Here is a 16,595-nt window from a genome sequence, read left to right on the forward strand (position 1 = left end):
ATGCGCACAGACGCGCGAAAGGGCTGCACGCGTGCGCGTGCAGCCCTTTACGCACCTCTACGCTGCCGCGGCCTCAGTGACCGCCCTGGTCCTTGAACCGCTTGTAGGACCGCGCGATCTCCGCCTCGGCGTCCGTACGGCCGACCCAGTCGGCGCCCTCCACGGACTTGCCGGGCTCCAGGTCCTTGTAGACCTCGAAGAAGTGCTGGATCTCCAGGCGGTCGAACTCCGACACGTGGTGGATGTCCCGCAGGTGCTCCACGCGCGGGTCGGTCGCCGGGACGCACAGCAGCTTGTCGTCGCCGCCGGCCTCGTCCGTCATCCGGAACATGCCGATCGCGCGGCACTTGATGAGACAGCCCGGGAACGTGGGCTCGTCCAGGATGACCAGCGCGTCCAGCGGGTCGCCGTCCTCGCCGAGGGTGTTCTCGACGAAGCCGTAGTCGGTCGGGTAGGCGGTCGAGGTGAAGAGTCGACGGTCCAGGCGGATCCGACCGGTCTCGTGGTCCACCTCGTACTTGTTCCGCGAACCCTTCGGGATCTCGATCGTGACGTCGAACTCCACCGGTGGCTCCTCCATGATCAGCACATAGTTCTGGTGGTTAAGTGTCCCTCACGCAGCTGTGTGATCGCGAAAGGGGCTGGTGATCGTGCCAGAGCTGAGGCCTTGGCGGGCCGCGAGACCGCATGTGGAGCGGGTCGCGGACGCCGTACGACCGCGTCTGGCACGGGCCGCAGGGATCGTACGACCTCGCCTCGCGCGCGTGGGCGCCGCCGCCAAGCCGCAGGTCGCACGGCTCACCCAGGCGGCGAAGCCGCACCTCGCACGCGTCACGAAGCCGATGGCCGGACCGAACGCCAGGTCCTGGCAGTACTCCGCGGGTGCGGCGACCGCCGGGCTGGCGCTGGCCGCCGGTGTGGTGACCGCCGCCGGCCCCTGGGACTCCACCGGTCAGCGTACGGCGGAGCGGGACCGCGCAGTCGCCCTCGAACGGACGGGTGGCGCAGATCACGGCCGCGCGGACGATTCGTCCGGTACGTCCGACACGGTGGCCGGGGCGCCGCGGCCCGCCCCCAGCGCCGCCTCCGTCCTCACCGGCCTCGGCGGCGCCGTCGGCAGCACCGTGAAGTCGGCCCCGGCCGCCCTTCCCACCGGTCCCGGCCTCGCGAACGTCCTGGCCCCCCTCCTGGACGATCCGGCCCTCGGCGCCCGGCACACCGCCGCGGTCGTCGACGTGGCCACCGGCAGGCCGCTGTACGGCACCGGGGCCGACCAGGCGTTGACCCCGGCGTCCACCACGAAGATCGCCACCGCCGTCGCCGCGCTCTCCGCGATGGGCGCCGAGCACCGCCTCACCACGCGCGCGGCGCTCGAACCCGACACCAAGGAGCTCGTCCTCGTCGGCGGCGGCGACCCCACCCTCACGGCCCGCCCGGAGGCCGAGGGCTGGGCGAGCCTGCGCACCCTCGCCGTCTCCACCGCCGCCGCCCTGAAGAAGCGCGGCCTCACCCAGGTGACGCTCTCGTACGACACGACCCTGTACGCCGGAACCCAAGTTCACCCCATCGGGATCAACCCCAACCTCGCTCCCGTCACCGCCCTGTCCGCCGACGAGGGCCGCACCGACGACTCCACCAGCGGCCCGGCGACCCGGGTGAGCGACCCGGCGGCCGACGCGACCCTCAAGTTCGCGGAGTTCCTGAAGGCCGCAGGCATCAGGACCACGGCCCCCGGCCCCTCCAAGGCCACCACGCGCGCGCAGAGCCTCGCCACCGTCTCCTCGCCCCCGCTGTCCGCCCTGGTGGAGCGGATGCTCACCAACAGCGACAACGACATCGCCGAGGCCCTCGCCCGCCAGACCGCCGTCGCGACCCGCGTCCGCGCCGACTTCGACGGCGCCGGCAAGGCCGTCCAGGCCCAGCTGAAGAAGCTCGGACTGCCGACGGCCGGCGCCCGCTTCAGGGACGGCAGCGGCCTCAACCGCGAGGACCGGCTCACGGCGAACCTGCTGACCGCCCTCCTGGTCAAGGCGGGCGACCCAGCCCGACCCGGCCTGCGCCCCGTCCTCACCGGCCTCCCGGTCGCCGGCTTCACCGGCACCCTCACCAGCCGCTACGGCGACGGCGCCGCCGGTGTCGTCCGCGCCAAGACCGGGACCCTGACCGGCGTGAACACCCTCGCCGGCACGGTCGTCGACCAGGACGGCCGCCTCCTCGCGTTCGCGCTCCTGACCGCCGACACGACCGACCCGGCGGCCGCCCAGGCGGCGTTGGACCGGGCGGCCACGGCGCTCGCCGGATGCGGCTGCCGCTGACGGGCGTGGCCCGCTACCCCCGAGCCACCCCCGGCCCCGACCCTGACATCTCCCTGACCGGCCTCCTGCGGCCTGCCCCCAACGGCGGCGCTCACGTACGGTTGACGCATGACGAGCATCGGTGGTGCCGCATCTTCGGGGATGGTCGACTGGAATCTCGCGGTGGCGACCGCGACCCGCCTGGTACGGCCGGGACCCGAGGTCAGCCGTGACGAGGCCCGTGCCGTCGTCGCGGAACTGCGCCGACACGCCAAGGCCTCGGAGGAACATGTCCGGGGCTTCACTCGTATGGGCACCGAGGACACCCACGACACCCCGATCCTCGTCGTCGACCGCCCCGGCTGGGTGCGTGCGAACGTCGCCGGGTTCCGGGAGATCCTCAAACCCCTCCTCGACAAGATGCAGGAGCGGCGCGGCAGCACCCCCGGCGGCGCGGTCCTCGGCGCCGTCGGCGGCAAGGTCACCGGCGTCGAACTCGGCATGTTGCTGTCGTTCCTGTCCTCCCGGGTCCTCGGCCAGTACGAGACCTTCGCGCCCGCCACCCGCGAACTGCCCGCGGGCGCGGGCGGCGGCGGGCGGCTGCTGCTCGTCGCGCCGAACATCGTCCACGTCGAACGCGAACTCGACGTACAGCCTCACGACTTCCGCCTGTGGGTGTGCCTGCACGAGGAGACGCACCGCACGCAGTTCTCCGCCGTGCCCTGGCTGCGCGACCACCTGGAGGGCGAAATCCAGTCGTTCTTGGGCGAGACCGACGTCGACCCCATGACCTTCCTGGAGCGTGTCCGGGAAGCCGCCCAGTCGCTCGCGGGCGGCCGCCCCGAGGGCGAGGAGGACGACGGAGGGCGCTCCCTGGTCGAACTCGTGCAGACGCCCGCACAGCGCGAGATCCTCGCCCGCCTCACCGCCGTGATGTCCCTCCTGGAGGGCCACGCCGACTTCGTCATGGACGGAGTCGGACCGGAAGTCGTGTCGACGGTCGCCGAAATCCGCGAGAAGTTCCAGCAGCGCCGCGCCAAGGGCGCCTCCCGACTGGACCTCGCCCTGCGCAAACTGCTGGGCCTGGACGCCAAACTCAAGCAGTACCGGGACGGCGAACGCTTCGTCCGGGCCGTCGTCGACCAGGTCGGCATGGACGGCTTCAACCGCGTATGGACCTCCCCGAACACACTTCCGACCAAGGCGGAGATCGCCAAACCGGCGGACTGGGTCGCGCGGGTGCACCGCAAGGCCGAGTCGTGAACCTCCGACAGAGGTGGTAGCCGAATCCGGCCGTCGGCAGGCGAACGCCCCTTCAATCACCCGTCCGAGGGACCGTGAGGCCTCGGCAGGCGTGCAATGCTCGGGGAACGGCCCGGTTCTGTCACCATCTACACACTCTGAGTGACCGAACCTCGGGCTCACCCCCCGAAAACTTCATGAAGGGAACCGGACAATGGGTCCCCATCCTGCGGTCGCGGCGATACGCCTGGCGGTCCGCCGCGTCCTTCACGACATCCTCAACGACCACCCCGCCCCCGAAGCGAGCCCGCACGAGCGCCCGCCGTCGCCGCTCGTGCTCGTGGCGTGCTCCGGCGGCGCCGACTCCATGGCGCTCGCCTCCGCCCTCGCCTTCGAGGCCCCCCGGCTCGGCATCCGCGCCGGCGGCGTCACCGTAGACCACGGCCTGCAGCCCGGCTCCGACCTGCGCGCCGAGGAAGTCGTCCTGCGGCTGCGGGAACTCGGCCTCGACCCGGTCGAGTCCAGCGCCGTGTCCGTCGGCCGCGCAGGCGGCCCCGAGGCCGCCGCCCGCGACGCGCGCTACACCGCCCTGGACGCCGCTGCCGAACGCCACGGCGCCGCTGCGATCCTCCTCGGCCACACCCGCGACGACCAGGCCGAAACCGTCCTCCTCGGCCTCGCCCGCGGCTCCGGCATCCGCTCCCTGTCCGGCATGGCCGCGGTCTCGGGGGCCGGCGGCCGCTACCGCCGCCCCTTCCTCCAGCTCGACCGGCAGACCGCCCGCAAGGCCTGCATGGTCCAGGCCCTGCCCGTCTGGGACGACCCGCACAACGCCGACCCGGCCTACACCCGCTCCCGGCTGCGCCACGAGGGCCTGCCCGCCCTGGAGAAAGCTCTCGGCAAGGGCGTCGTCGAAGCCCTCGCCCGTACGGCCCAGCTCTCCCGCGACGACGCCGACGCCCTCGACGCCTGGGCCGGCCAGGCTGAGTCCTCCGTACGGGACGCAGCCGGCCTCCTGGAGTGCGCCAAGCTCTACGCACTGCCGCCCGCCGTACGCCGCCGGATCCTGCGCCGCGCCGCCATCGAGGCGGGCGCCCCGGCTGGTTCCCTCTTCGCCCGGCACATCGAGGAGGTCGACCGGCTGATCACCGGCTGGCGCGGCCAGGGAGTCATCAATCTCCCCGGCAAAGTCGTCGCCCAGCGCCAGGGTGGCAGACTGGTGATTCGGCAAGGCTGAATCCGGGCCCTCCGGCAGGACCGCTTACGTGGTCGTGGGCGGTCCCGGTGGCCGGTGGGACAACCGAAAGTGATGCGGGTGGACGCGAAAGACATGGGCACCGACCTCAAAGAGGTGCTCATCACCAAGGAAGAGATCGACGCGAAGCTGGCAGAGCTGGCCGCGAAGATCGACGCGGAGTACGCGGGCAAGGACCTGCTCATCGTCGGCGTCCTCAAGGGCGCCGTGATGGTCATGGCCGACCTCGCCCGAGCGCTGTCCACCCCCGTCACCATGGACTGGATGGCCGTGTCGTCCTACGGCGCGGGCACCCAGTCCTCCGGTGTGGTGCGGATCCTCAAGGACCTCGACACCGACATCAAGGGCAAGCACGTCCTGATCGTCGAGGACATCATCGACTCCGGCCTGACCCTGTCCTGGCTGCTGTCCAACCTCGGCTCGCGCGAGCCCGCCTCCCTCAAGGTGTGCACGCTGCTGCGCAAGCCCGAGGCCGCCAAGGTCGCCATCGACGTGCAGTGGGTCGGCTTCGACATCCCCAACGAGTTCGTCGTCGGCTACGGCCTCGACTACGCCGAGAAGTACCGCAACCTCCCGTTCGTCGGTACGCTCGCGCCCCACGTCTACGGCGGCTGAACCCGAAGGGCCCAAGCCCCGTACGAAGATCGGGAACCCCGGCGGGCCTCTCGCCGTTGGAGCATGCAGACGGGTGCGCCAGCCGTCCCGTGCGGCTTCGCGCGACAAAGCTGGGGTACCGTCAGAAGAACTGTCTTATCAAACTCACTATGGCAGGAGGGACGGGGCGACACCGCTCCGTATGGATGGACGTGAAGCGATACTTCCGTGGGCCGGTCATGTGGATCGTGCTGGCCGTCCTTGCCGTGGTCGTGTTGATGCAGGTCGTCGGCTCGTCCGGCGGCTACAAGACGGTGGACACAGGCCAGGTCATTGCAGCGATCAACGACAACAAGGTCGAGTCGGCCAAGCTCACCACCGGTGACGAGCAGACCGTCAAGGCCACGCTCAAAGACGGCACAAAGATCGAAGGCAGCTCGAAGATCCAAGCGAGCTACATCGGCGATCAGGGCGTGACCATCGCCAACACGCTGCAGACCAAGTACCAGGACAAGCAGATCCCGGACGGCTACACGGTCTCGCCGACGAAGCAGAACGCCTTCGTCGGGATCCTGCTGTCCCTGCTCCCCTTCGTCCTCATCGTGGTCGTCTTCCTGTTCCTGATGAACCAGATGCAGGGCGGCGGCTCCCGGGTCATGAACTTCGGGAAGTCCAAGGCCAAGCTCATCACCAAGGACACCCCGAAGACGACGTTCGCCGACGTCGCAGGCTCGGACGAGGCCGTCGAGGAACTCCACGAGATCAAGGAGTTCCTCCAGGAACCGGCGAAGTTCCAGGCCGTCGGCGCCAAGATCCCCAAGGGTGTGCTCCTCTACGGGCCTCCCGGCACCGGCAAGACCCTGCTCGCGCGCGCCGTCGCCGGCGAGGCGGGCGTCCCCTTCTACTCGATCTCCGGTTCCGACTTCGTCGAGATGTTCGTCGGTGTCGGTGCCTCCCGAGTCCGTGACCTCTTCGAGCAGGCCAAGGCGAACGCCCCGGCGATCGTCTTCGTCGACGAGATCGACGCGGTCGGCCGCCACCGCGGCGCCGGCCTCGGCGGCGGTCACGACGAGCGCGAGCAGACGCTGAACCAGCTGCTCGTCGAGATGGACGGCTTCGACGTCAAGGGCGGCGTGATCCTCATCGCCGCGACGAACCGGCCCGACATCCTCGACCCGGCCCTGCTGCGGCCCGGCCGCTTCGACCGCCAGATCGCGGTCGACCGCCCGGACATGCAGGGTCGTCTGGAGATCCTCAAGGTTCACCAGAAGGGCAAGCCGGTCGCGCCCGACGTCGACCTGGCCGCCGTCGCCCGCCGCACCCCCGGCTTCACGGGCGCCGATCTCTCCAACGTGCTGAACGAGGCCGCGCTGCTGACGGCCCGCTCGGACCTGAAGCTGATCGACAACCACATGCTGGACGAGGCGATCGACCGTGTGGTCGCGGGCCCGCAGAAGCGGACCCGGATCATGTCGGACAAGGAGAAGAAGATCACCGCGTACCACGAGGGCGGTCACGCCCTGGTCGCGGCGGCTTCGCCGAACTCCGACCCCGTCCACAAGATCACCATCCTGTCCCGCGGCCGCGCGCTCGGCTACACGATGGTGCTCCCGGACGAGGACAAGTACTCCACCACCCGCAACGAGATGCTCGACCAGCTGGCCTACATGCTGGGCGGCCGAGCGGCGGAGGAGCTCGTCTTCCACGACCCGACCACGGGCGCCGCGAACGACATCGAGAAGGCCACGGCGACCGCGCGGGCGATGGTCACCCAGTACGGCATGACCGAGCGTCTGGGCGCCATCAAGTTCGGCGGCGACAACACCGAGCCGTTCCTCGGCCGTGAGATGGCTCACCAGCGCGACTACTCGGAAGAGGTCGCCGCCCTGGTGGACGAGGAAGTCAAGAAGCTCATCGAGAACGCGCACAACGAGGCCTGGGAGATCCTGGTCGAGAACCGCGACGTCCTCGACAACCTGGTGCTTCAGCTGCTGGAGAAGGAGACGCTGGGCAAGGAGGAGATCGCCGAGGTCTTCTCGGCCATCGTCAAGCGCCCGGCACGGCCCGCCTGGACCGGCTCCTCGCGGCGCACGCCGTCCACCCGTCCGCCGGTGCTCTCCCCCAAGGAGCTCGCACTGACGAACGGCGCCAACGGCGCGGCACCGGCGATCTCCACCGCCAAGTCCACTGCGGTGGAGTCCACCCCGGTGGCCGAGCCCGCCTCGGAGGACCGCCCGGAGAGCTGACCCGGCTCCGGGAGCCCCACCAGGCCCGGAATGGATGCCGCGCCCCCCAGGACCTAGCCTGGGGGGCGCGGCATTTCGTATGACCGATTCTCTATGCCCGCAGATGAGGCGCGTGCCCCACACGCGCGAACCCGTACAGGAACGAGGCACCAGATGACCGACCCCGTGACGCTGGACGGCGAAGGCTCCATCGGCGAGTTCGACGAGAAGCGGGCCGAGAACGCCGTACGCGAGCTGCTGATCGCGGTCGGTGAGGACCCGGACCGTGAGGGCCTCCGCGAGACGCCGGGACGGGTGGCGCGGGCGTACAAGGAGATATTCGCGGGGCTGTGGCAGCAGCCCGAGGACGTCCTGACCACGACGTTCGACCTCGGGCACGATGAGATGGTGCTCGTGAAGGACATCGAGGTGTTCAGTACCTGTGAGCACCATCTCGTGCCGTTCAGAGGCGTCGCCCACGTCGGTTACATCCCGTCCACCAGCGGGAAGATCACCGGTCTGTCGAAGCTGGCCCGGCTCGTGGACGTCTACGCCCGCCGGCCGCAGGTGCAGGAACGTCTCACCACACAGATCGCCGACTCCCTGATGGAGATCCTGGAGCCGCGCGGCGTGATCGTCGTCATCGAGTGCGAGCACATGTGCATGTCCATGCGGGGCATTCGCAAGCCCGGCGCCAAGACCATCACGTCGGCGGTCCGCGGGCAGCTGCGGGACGCGGCGACGCGCAACGAGGCGATGAGCCTGATCATGGCGGACTGACGCCCGTCTGCCCCGCCTGCCCCGACTGCGCTCGCGCGCGCGGCGTCACGCCGTCGACGCTGCGCCGTTTTGGTGGTCGTCGTCCTCGGGGAGCTTGCAGACGCGTTCCAGGAAGATGGCCGCCGCTATGACGGCGATGCCTGCCAGGACCGAGAAGCCGGCGTAGATGGCCTGATCTCGACGGGCCGGAATGTCGAGGGACTCCAGGAGGAAGACGCCCGTGCCTCCGTACATGCCGGAGACCAGGGCGGCCACCAGCGCGCTGGCCTGACCGAAGACGACGGCGCGGGCCGCCATCAGGGGATCGACGCCCTTGGCCTCGGGGCGCCGCTCACGCTGGGCCTTGAGACGCCCGCGCAGCGAGAACGCCGTGGCGAGCAGGACCACGGCGATCAGGGCGAGCACGATGGGGGCGGCCAGCGGGACGCTGGGGAGGGTCCCGATCGAGTTCCAGAGGCGGGCGCCCGCCCAGGACAGGATCGCGGCGACGACGAACACGCCGGCCAGCACCCTGATGCGCAGCTCTCTCACGGTGTCCCTTCAGCTCCCCCGAGCCCGCGGACAGCGCGCGGGCAGTGGTCTTCTTGACCTTAACGACTACTCGGGCAGCTGGAGTTCCAGGTCCTTGCGGGCCGCGATGCCCTCGCGGGTGACGGCGTCGAGGAGCTCGGCGACCGCCCCGCGCCCGGGGAGTTGTGCCTCGGGCTCCACGTCATGCCAGGGGGCGAGGACGAAGGCGCGTTCATGGGCGCGGGGGTGGGGGAGGGTGAGGGTCGGGTCGTCGTCGACGACGTCGGCGTACGCGACGATGTCGACGTCGAGCGTGCGCGCGCCCCAGCGCTCGTCCCGTACCCGGTGGAAGGCCTCCTCGACGGCGTGCGCCCGCTCCAGGAGCGAGGACGGCGGCAGGGTCGTCTTCAGCAGGATCACCGCGTTGAAGTACGACGGCTGGCTGCCGGGCTCGACGCCCCACGGCTCGGTCTCGTACACCGGGGAGACGGCCTTGATGCGGACGCCCGGGGTGTCCTCCAGGGCGTCGATGGCGCCCTGGAGGGTCTCCAGGCGGTTGCCGAGGTTGGCGCCGAGGGAGATCACGGCGCGTTGGGGGTTGTGCAGGGTGGTGTCGGCGGCGTCGACCTTCTCGACGACGGAGGCGGGTACCGGCTGTACGGTCGGGTCGCTCTGACCCTCGGTGAAGAACGCGGTCATGCACGGCTCCGGGTGATGGTGACGGTCACGTCGTCGAAGGGGACGGTGATCGGGGCGTCCGGTTTGTGGACGCAGACCTCGACCTCCTGGACCCCTTCGTGCTTCAGACAGGCCTGGGCGATGCGCTCGGCGAGCGTCTCGATGAGGTCGACGGGGTCGCCCTGGACGACGGCCACGACCTCCTCCGCCACGATGCCGTAGTGCACGGTCTTCGCCAGGTCGTCGTCGGCGGCGGCCGGTCGGGTGTCCAGGCCCAGGACGAGATCCACGATGAAGGTCTGGCCCTCCTCGCGTTCCTTGGGGAACACGCCGTGGTACCCGCGGGCCTTCAGGCCACGCAGCGCGACACGATCCACGCGAATCCTCCTGCAGTCGTCGGTTCGGCCGGTGCGTACCGGGTGCGGGCGGCACCCCGGCCTCGAACGAATCTACCTGCGAGCACTGACAGACCCTGGCCCCCACCGCAGTGGCCCGGGCCGGAGCCAGGAGTGTTCACCGGGTGTTTCCCTTGGCGCGCCCGGCGGCTCACAGGTCGGTAGCCGCGCCTACCCACGGGTTCGTGATTCCAACCACTTTTTAGGCCCTGTGGATCGTCTACCCGCTCAGGAGGGGGTGTCCTCGTCCTCGGAGTCCTCGGGCTCGTCGTTTTCGGCCAGCACCGGGGAGCCGTGGTGCGACCACAGCTTCCAGCCGTCGGACGTGCGGCGGAACACGTTCGTGGCGACCACCAGCTGGCCCACGAGCGGCCCGAGCTCCTCGCCGGCCTCCGGCGCGGGGCCACCGCTGAGGATGTTCTCGGTGCAGGTCACGAGCGCGGCGTCGCCGGTGACCGAGACATGCACGTCAGTGAGGAAGAACTGGATGTAGTCGGTGTTCGCCATGATCAGCGCGTACGACCTGAGGACCTCGCCGCGACCGGTGAGCACGGGCCAGCCGGGGTGCACGCAGGAGATCACGCCGACGTCCGCCGGGTCGTGATAGGTCTCGTCCACGCCCAGGTCGGCCGGGGTGAGCCAGAGCGAGGAAACCCCTTCGAAGTCGCCTTGCTCCAGTGCCTCGTAGAAGGCGGTGTTGGCGGCCTCGACCTGCTCGACATCGGTGTGGGGGGCGCTCACCGGGCTCCTTCTGCGCCGTGCGGGCCGTGCATGTCCGGCGCGTCGCCTGCTTCGCGCGCCTCCTCCATGGCGCGGGCGACCCGTACCGCGTCCGCCGTCGCGCGCACCTCGTGCACGCGGACCGCCCAGGCGCCGGCCTGCGCGGCGAGGGCGGAGACGGCGGCCGTGGCGGCGTCGCGCTCGCGCGCGGGCGGCGGCGCGCTCCCGGGGCCGGCGAGGACGCGGCCGAGGAAACGCTTGCGGGAGGCGGCGACGAGCAGCGGGTGGCCGAGGGAGCGCAGACGGTCGAGGTGGGCCAGCAGGGAGAGATCGTGGTCGGCCTCCTTGGAGAAGCCGAGGCCCGGGTCGACGACGATGCGGTTCGGGGAGATGCCGCCCGCCAGGACGGCGTCCACGCGCGCGTGCAGTTCGTCCACGACTTCGGCGACGACGTCGGCGTAGACGCCCTTGACGTTGCCGCCCTCCAGGAAGCCGCGCCAGTGCATGACGACGAAGGGGGCGCCCGTGTCCGCCACGGCCGGGATCATCGCCGGGTCGGCGAGGCCGCCGCTGACGTCGTTGACGAGGGCGGCGCCGGCCGCGAGGGCCTGGGTGGCGACGGAGGCGCGCATCGTGTCGACGGAGACGACGACGCCCTCGGAGGCGAGACCGCGGACGACGGGGACGACCCGGCGCAGCTCCTCGGCCTCGTCGACGCGGGTGGCGCCGGGGCGGGTGGACTCGCCGCCGACGTCGACCAGGTCCGCGCCCTCGGCGACGAGTTGGAGGCCGTGCTTGACGGCGGCCGTCGTGTCGAACCAGCGGCCGCCGTCGGAGAAGGAGTCGGGGGTCACGTTGACGACTCCCATGACCGCGCAGCGGTCCCAATCCGGAAGGCCGTCGACGCGCCCGCGTCCGCTCTGCTTGCTCATACGTTCAGCGTAGGCCCAGGAAGGGGCCGGGCCGCGGTGCGGCCCGGCCCCGAGTCCCGCTGGACCTTCATCGTTGCGGCTATGCCGCCCGTACGTCCCTCTCCGCCACCGTGTGCGCGCACACGCGGGCCGCTTTGGAGCGGCGGCGCAGGAAGCGCGGCAGCGGGAGGGCGAGGTTGACGAAGCCTTCGGCCTGCATCGCGGCGAAGCCGATGCGGGGAAGGTCGCCGGAGGCCCGGTAGACGACGAAGCGGGGCTCCCAGCGGGGCTGGAACTTGGCGTTGAACTTGTACAGGGACTCGATCTGGAACCAGCGGGAGAGGAACACCAGCAGGCCGCGCCAGGCGCGCAGCACCGGGCCGGCGCCGATCTTCTCGCCGCGGGCCAGCGCCGAGCGGAACATCGCGAAGTTCAGCGACACGCGCGTGATGCCGAACTTGGGGGCCGCCTGGAGGGCGGCGACGATGAGGAGTTCGTTCATGCCGGGGTCGGCGGAGCGGTCGCGGCGCATCAGGTCCAGGGAGGCGCCGTCCGGGCCCCAGGGCACGAAGTGCAGGATCGCCTTCAGGTCGCCGTACTCGCCGGGGGCCTCGTCGGTCTTGTGGGCGGTGGCGATGAGGCAGTCGGCGTCGGCGGCGTCGCCGACGCGGCCCAGGGCCATGGAGAAGCCGCGCTCGGTGTCGGTGCCGCGCCAGTCCTCGGCGGCGAGGCGGATGCGCTCCAGTTCGGCCTCGCCGAGGTCAGCCACGCGCCGGACCCGGGTCTCGTAACCGGCGCGTTCGATGCGCTTGACCATCTGGCGCACGTTGCGCATCGCGCGGCCGGCCAGGGAGAAATCCGCTACGTCCACCACCGCCTCGTCGCCCAGTTCGAGGGCGTCCAGACCGGTCTCGCGGGTCCAGACCTCGCCGCCGGTCTCCGAGCAGCCCATGACGGCCGGAGTCCAGGAGTGGGCCTTGGCCTCGTCCATGAAGCGCTCGATCGCGCCGGGCCACGCCTCGACGTCGCCGATGGGGTCGCCGCTGGCGAGCATCACGCCGGAGACGACGCGGTAGGTGACGGCCGCCTTCCCGCTGGGGGAGAAGACGACGGCCTTGTCGCGACGCAGCGCGAAGTGGCCGAGGGAGTCGCGGCGGCCGTGCTTGTCCAGCAGGGCCCGCAGGCGGGTCTCGTCCTCCTCGGTGAGCTGCGCGGCCGGGTGCTCGGGGCGGAACGCGAGGTAGATCGTCGTCACCGCGGTGATCCATCCCAGCGCGCCCAGGGAGAAGGCGACCGTCCAGGAGGTGTTGCCCTGGTAGTCGACCGGGCCCTCGAAGCCGAAGAGGCCGTACAGGACGTGCGTAATGCGATCGGCCAGGCTCGGGTCGCCGATCATGCGGTTGGGGTGGACGCTGACGATGACCAGCCCCAGACCGAGGGAGCCGGCTCCCATGAGGACGAAGTTGGCCAGCGCGCGCCAGCGGCTGCGCGGATCGGGCAGCGCCGCGAACTGGTCGCGGTGCACCAGCAGCGGGACCAGGAGCGCGACAGAGATGAGCGCGCCCACGATGGAGTGCCGGTATACGAACTGTGCGACCGCGCCCGCCGGGAGCAGCACCACCGCCGCGCGCCAGGCGCGCCGCTTGGCCCGCTTGAGGCCGTGGGCGAGCAGCAGCAGCAGGACGCCCGCGCTGAGGGACAGCGCGGCCGCGAAGGGCCCGAAGGAACCGGGCAGCACCTCGGCGAAGGTGTGCATACGGCTGTGCCTGAACCGCGGGAAGACACCCGCGGCGACGTCCAGCAGACCCACGAGGGCGCACGCTCTGCCGACCAGGGCAGGTACGGACTCGGGGCGCGGACCTCGCACTATCTGCCGCACCCGGCTTGATCGGCGCGGAACCCCGCCCGACATTTCCCCATCTTCCGTGACAGACATCGCATCCCGTAGTTCCGCGAGAGACCTTGAACCCGGTGCCGATTCGGGCATCCGGCGACATTGCGCCCTCTAGGACGGTGTCTAGGGCTGAGAGGTTCACTCGTCTCCTCAAAGCCACTGAAAAGGCCAAGGAAAGTCTGGGACAAGCCCTCGCGAAGGAGTCGGGGGGACGGGCGTGTTCCCGGACGGAGAGCAGGCAGGAAACCATCGTGGGTCTCACGAGCAACAAAGTGCTGTTGTTGTCAGTGCTGTTCGCCCTCGCGCTGTTCGTCGGCACGGTGTGGCTGTGGCCGCGCCTGGCCCGGCGCAACTGGCGGGCCGTCAGCGGGCGCGTCGGTCTGCTGCTCGCCACCCAGTTGGCGCTGTTCGCGTCGGTGGGGCTCTCCGCCAACCAGGCCTTCGGCTTCTACGCCAGCTGGGCCGATCTGTTCGGCAAGGAGACGGACCAGGGCGTGGTCGTCGACCACGCGGCGGACGGCGGCCCGGCGGGGCCGCTGCAGGTCGTCGACACGCGGCGCGTGGACGGCGGCGGCAGCGGGCGGCCGCAGCTGGGCGGGCAGGTTCAGAAGGTCGCCGTCAACGGGAGGACGACGCACATAACCACGACCGCGTACGTGTACCTGCCGCCGGAGTACTTCGACCCGGCGTACCGCACGCGTACGTTCCCCGCCGCCGTCATCCTGACGGGGTACCCCGGTACGGCGGAGGCGCTCGTCAACAAGTTGCACTACCCGAGCACCGCGCGGGAGCTCGCCAAGGACGGGCGCATGCAGCCGATGATCCTGGTGATGCTGCGGCCGACGGTGGCGCCGCCGCGGGACACGGAGTGCGTGGACATCCCGGGTGGGCCGCAGACCGAGTCGTTCTTCGCGAAGGACCTGCCGGACGCCGTGACGGCTCACTACAGGGTCGGCAAGAAGCCCGGCAACTGGGGGATCATCGGCGACTCCACGGGCGGCTACTGCGCCCTGAAGCTGGCGATGCACCATCCGGAGGCCTATGCGGCCGGTGCGGGCCTTTCGGCGTATTACAAGGCGCCGATCGACCCGACCACCGGCGATCTCTTCCACGGGAACAAGACCCTGCGCAATGAGGCTGATTTGCTCTGGTATCTGAAGAATCGTTCCGCTCCGAATACCTCGCTGCTCGTCACCACCAGCAAGGTTGGAGAATCCAACTACAAGGCCACGATGAAGTTCATAGCGCTGGCGAAGGGCACGGGCAAAACCAGGATCTCCTCGATCGTCCTGGACAGCGGCGGCCACAACTTCAACACCTGGCGGCGGGAGATCCCGCCGACACTTCAGTGGATCAGCGGGCGGCTGGGCGACCGGTGACGGCGGCCCTCGACGGCTCCGACCGGAAATGATCTTGTTTGCCGTCGAATTCGACGGCAGCACTCTTTGCTGATGCTCTGTGAAGACTTCGGTATGGCTGTGTTTTTGCGGGGCGGGGCGCCAACAATCGCCTACGCGCGGTAAGTTTCTGGCCATGCCACGTGGACGTCACCGCCATTCCCCACCTTTGCACAGGCTGCTGCCTCCCTCGGCGATCGCAAGCGTCTCCCTTCTCTGCGCCCTAGGCCCCTGGGTGTTCACGGAGCCGACAGTGCTCCGGGGTCTGGCCGCGGCCGCCGCGGCGACGGCGATCGTCGGCGCGGTCGTGATGCGCCGCTGGGACATGCAGGCAGGCAAGCAGGTCGCCGACCTCACGCGCGCGCGTGCCGGTGACGAATGGCGTTACGAGGAACGCGTCGCCGAATTGGAGAGCGACCTCGACGAGTCGCGTGAGCTGCGCGTCAAGCTGGAGCAGCGACTGCGGTCCAAGCGCACCGAACTGGCCGGCCTGCGCAACGAGCACGCCGCGCTGCTGCGCCGCTACGCCACCGCGGAGACCGAGCGCGCCACCGCCCTGGAGGGCCGCCGTCTGCTCGAGATAGAAGCGGCTCCCTCGCCCGCACTGCCTGCCGCGCGCACGGCACAGGACACCGAGTCGACCGGCACGCCCGCCACGCGGGACATCGACGCCGCTGAGAGCACGGACGCCGTCGAGACGGACACCGAGGCGCGGGAGACCGAGAAGGCCGAGAAGGCCGAGGAGACCCGGGAGACGGCTGAGGCAGTCGAGTCCGCCGAGTCGGCGGAGTCCGGGGAGTCGGCCGAGCCCGTGGAGCCGGCCGAGGAGGAGCCGAAGGCTCCGGCGGTCTTCTCCCCTGAGGGATCGAAGCTGTTCCTGCGGGCGCAGGCGGCGCTGGCCCGGTTCGACACCGAAGCCGCCAAGGCGGCCAAGAGCGAGGACCACGCCGAGGAGGAGCCCGCGCGGACGACCTCCGTGGAGGTCGCCGCCGCCGGTGGCGAGACGGAGGCCGCGCAGGAGGACGAGGCGCAGGGGAATTCCGAGGCGGCCGACGAGCACGCGCGCGCGGTCGCCCCCCACACGGCGGACGAGGACGCCCCGGCTCCGCAGAACGAGGTCGCGGAGAGCGACGAGGCGAAGCAGGAAGCTCCGGAAGAGGCCTCTGCCGACGCGAACGGCGCGAACGACGCGAACGGCGCGACGAATGAGGCGAACGACGTGGCCGGTGAGGCCGGCGTGACCCGCGCGGATGACGCGAACGCGAACGAGGCGGAGTCCGCGCGGCCCGAGCCGTCGCCGACCCCTGCCCCGGCCGCCGAGGTCGGCTCCGCGCTCGTCCGCCGTCCCGCCGCTCCCGTGCAGCGTCCCTCCGGCCACTTCGCCGTCCCGACCGCCGTGGCCGTCGTACCCGCCACGCAGCCCGTACGGCGTCCGACGGCCGAGGGCGGGTTCGACTTCTTCGGCACGAAGAGCGCGTCGTCGCCCGACACGCTGGAGTCGTTGCAGAACGAGGACCTCGCCGACGTCGTCGGCCAGGAGGCTCTCGCGCTGCACAAGGCCGAGTCCGAGGGAGAGTTCAAGCCGGTCGACGAGGCGTCGCGCGGTGTGGGCCAGGTGATCGACCTGACCGCCCACGACGAGACCGAGGTGATCGACCTCCAGGGGCTGCGCAGCGCCGTCTCCTGACGCCGGCGCCGTG

At 70.7% G+C, this 16,595-nt stretch carries 15 protein-coding genes; 8 read left to right on the forward strand and 7 right to left on the reverse strand.

The window, feature by feature from the left end; translation table 11 throughout:
• Positions 1 to 73: 73 nt before the first annotated feature.
• On the reverse strand, positions 74 to 565 hold the full coding sequence (locus tag ACIBAF_RS28645) for an inorganic diphosphatase (protein ID WP_399466788.1): 492 nt from the start codon (positions 563 to 565) through the stop codon (positions 74 to 76).
• Positions 566 to 644: 79 nt separating this feature from the next.
• Between ACIBAF_RS28645 and dacB the strand changes: the two genes are divergently transcribed.
• From dacB to folE, 6 genes are all read left to right on the forward strand, one after another.
• Entirely contained in the window at positions 645 to 2,315 is a 1,671-nt protein-coding gene (dacB, locus tag ACIBAF_RS28650) for a D-alanyl-D-alanine carboxypeptidase/D-alanyl-D-alanine-endopeptidase (protein WP_399466789.1), read from the forward strand.
• A 108-nt stretch (positions 2,316 to 2,423) separates the two neighbouring features.
• Complete coding sequence (locus ACIBAF_RS28655) at positions 2,424 to 3,557, forward strand: zinc-dependent metalloprotease (protein ID WP_399466791.1); 1,134 nt, start codon at positions 2,424 to 2,426, stop codon at positions 3,555 to 3,557.
• A 193-nt stretch (positions 3,558 to 3,750) separates the two neighbouring features.
• Positions 3,751 to 4,773: a tRNA lysidine(34) synthetase TilS gene (gene tilS, locus ACIBAF_RS28660; RefSeq protein WP_399466792.1), complete on the forward strand. Its 1,023-nt coding sequence runs from the start codon at positions 3,751 to 3,753 to the stop codon at positions 4,771 to 4,773.
• 72 nt (positions 4,774 to 4,845) lie between these two features.
• Positions 4,846 to 5,406 carry a hypoxanthine phosphoribosyltransferase gene (gene hpt, locus ACIBAF_RS28665; protein WP_079660703.1) on the forward strand — a complete coding sequence of 187 codons (561 nt, stop codon included), beginning with the start codon at positions 4,846 to 4,848 and terminating at the stop codon, positions 5,404 to 5,406.
• Positions 5,407 to 5,591: 185 nt separating this feature from the next.
• On the forward strand, positions 5,592 to 7,631 hold the full coding sequence (gene ftsH, locus ACIBAF_RS28670) for an ATP-dependent zinc metalloprotease FtsH (RefSeq protein WP_399466793.1): 2,040 nt from the start codon (positions 5,592 to 5,594) through the stop codon (positions 7,629 to 7,631).
• A 153-nt stretch (positions 7,632 to 7,784) separates the two neighbouring features.
• Positions 7,785 to 8,390: a GTP cyclohydrolase I FolE gene (folE, locus tag ACIBAF_RS28675; RefSeq protein ID WP_399466794.1), complete on the forward strand. Its 606-nt coding sequence runs from the start codon at positions 7,785 to 7,787 to the stop codon at positions 8,388 to 8,390.
• A 45-nt stretch (positions 8,391 to 8,435) separates the two neighbouring features.
• Here the strand turns inward: folE and ACIBAF_RS28680 are convergent, their stop codons facing one another.
• The 6 genes from ACIBAF_RS28680 to ACIBAF_RS28705 form a co-directional block, all read right to left on the reverse strand.
• Positions 8,436 to 8,921, reverse strand: a complete 486-nt coding sequence (locus ACIBAF_RS28680; RefSeq protein ID WP_399466795.1) for a DUF3180 domain-containing protein — start codon at positions 8,919 to 8,921, stop codon at positions 8,436 to 8,438.
• Between the two features lie 66 nt (positions 8,922 to 8,987).
• Positions 8,988 to 9,599 carry a 2-amino-4-hydroxy-6-hydroxymethyldihydropteridine diphosphokinase gene (gene folK, locus ACIBAF_RS28685; RefSeq protein ID WP_399466796.1) on the reverse strand — a complete coding sequence of 204 codons (612 nt, stop codon included), beginning with the start codon at positions 9,597 to 9,599 and terminating at the stop codon, positions 8,988 to 8,990.
• Positions 9,596 to 9,955 (reverse strand): dihydroneopterin aldolase, encoded by a 360-nt coding sequence (gene folB / locus ACIBAF_RS28690; protein ID WP_079660698.1) that lies wholly within the window; start codon positions 9,953 to 9,955, stop codon positions 9,596 to 9,598. Before folB ends, folK begins: the two co-directional genes overlap by 4 nt.
• A 246-nt stretch (positions 9,956 to 10,201) precedes the next feature.
• Positions 10,202 to 10,714: a nuclear transport factor 2 family protein gene (locus ACIBAF_RS28695; protein WP_399466798.1), complete on the reverse strand. Its 513-nt coding sequence runs from the start codon at positions 10,712 to 10,714 to the stop codon at positions 10,202 to 10,204.
• Positions 10,711 to 11,625 (reverse strand): dihydropteroate synthase, encoded by a 915-nt coding sequence (gene folP, locus ACIBAF_RS28700; RefSeq protein WP_399466800.1) that lies wholly within the window; start codon positions 11,623 to 11,625, stop codon positions 10,711 to 10,713. The genes ACIBAF_RS28695 and folP overlap by 4 nt, the downstream gene beginning before the upstream one ends.
• Positions 11,626 to 11,704: 79 nt before the next feature.
• Positions 11,705 to 13,516 (reverse strand): phosphatidylglycerol lysyltransferase domain-containing protein, encoded by a 1,812-nt coding sequence (locus tag ACIBAF_RS28705; RefSeq protein WP_399466801.1) that lies wholly within the window; start codon positions 13,514 to 13,516, stop codon positions 11,705 to 11,707.
• Positions 13,517 to 13,749: 233 nt separating this feature from the next.
• Here ACIBAF_RS28705 and ACIBAF_RS28710 point away from each other — a divergent pair, with 233 nt between their 5' ends.
• Complete coding sequence (locus ACIBAF_RS28710; RefSeq protein ID WP_399466802.1) at positions 13,750 to 14,877, forward strand: alpha/beta hydrolase; 1,128 nt, start codon at positions 13,750 to 13,752, stop codon at positions 14,875 to 14,877.
• 154 nt (positions 14,878 to 15,031) lie between these two features.
• The gene (locus tag ACIBAF_RS28715; RefSeq protein WP_399466804.1) at positions 15,032 to 16,582 is read left to right on the forward strand and encodes a hypothetical protein; all 1,551 of its coding nucleotides are present in this window, start codon (positions 15,032 to 15,034) and stop codon (positions 16,580 to 16,582) included.
• Positions 16,583 to 16,595: the final 13 nt, after the last annotated feature.

The organism is Streptomyces sp. NPDC051677 (assembly GCF_044453465.1).
In the GTDB taxonomy this organism is placed as follows: Bacteria; Actinomycetota; Actinomycetes; order Streptomycetales; family Streptomycetaceae; genus Streptomyces.